Consider the following 655-nt stretch of genomic DNA (forward strand, 5'->3'; position numbering starts at 1 on the left):
GTAATTGAGTTCACCACGCGTGGCTCAGCGCTGCTGAGAGAGGGTGGGAACAACATTCGTGCTTTTGTGGAGATGAACTTGCAAGCGGCAAGAAAAGTTCGAACGCGCTCTTGCTCCCATGAGAATCAAATGATGACTGCTGTTTTTGGCAGCGGCCCCTATTTGAATATGCTCAATATGATTCAACCAGAAATATTGAACGAGCGTTTCAATGCGCGAGTTGCAAACGTGCTTTTACCTCTACTACCAGATCAATTTCGCGGGAATCTTGAGAACAGGAAATCAGGATTATATCCACGCAGCCTAGATTTTTTTCGCAGCGCTTGGGGGTGGAACCGAGCAACAGAAGGAAAACATGTTGCCGAGCTTGCCCATGCACTAGTGACCTACTACAGCCTGCCCCTCAGTCAGAAATATATTGAAGCAGCGTTGGGTCTTGCATCTGCTGAAGCCTATTACGAGGCTTTGATTTACAAGAAGGATTGCAAAGAAACCTATGCACCGCCGCAGTTCTCAATATTTCTTCACACAGACTATGTTTATCCTGACATCCCTGATGACTTTAGGGAAAGAATAGGGTCAGACTTGGGCCACGCCCTTGATGTGATGAGAACGGCCTTGAGTGACGAGGAACTTCCAATTTTGAGTGTATGCA

At 46.9% G+C, this 655-nt stretch carries 1 protein-coding gene; it reads left to right on the forward strand.

Annotated features, from left to right (window positions below; translation table 11 throughout):
- Window positions 1-655: hypothetical protein (locus tag D3H34_RS34470; RefSeq protein ID WP_167481334.1), on the forward strand; the 655-nt coding region annotated here is incomplete at both ends.

The organism is Acidovorax cavernicola (assembly GCF_003581445.1).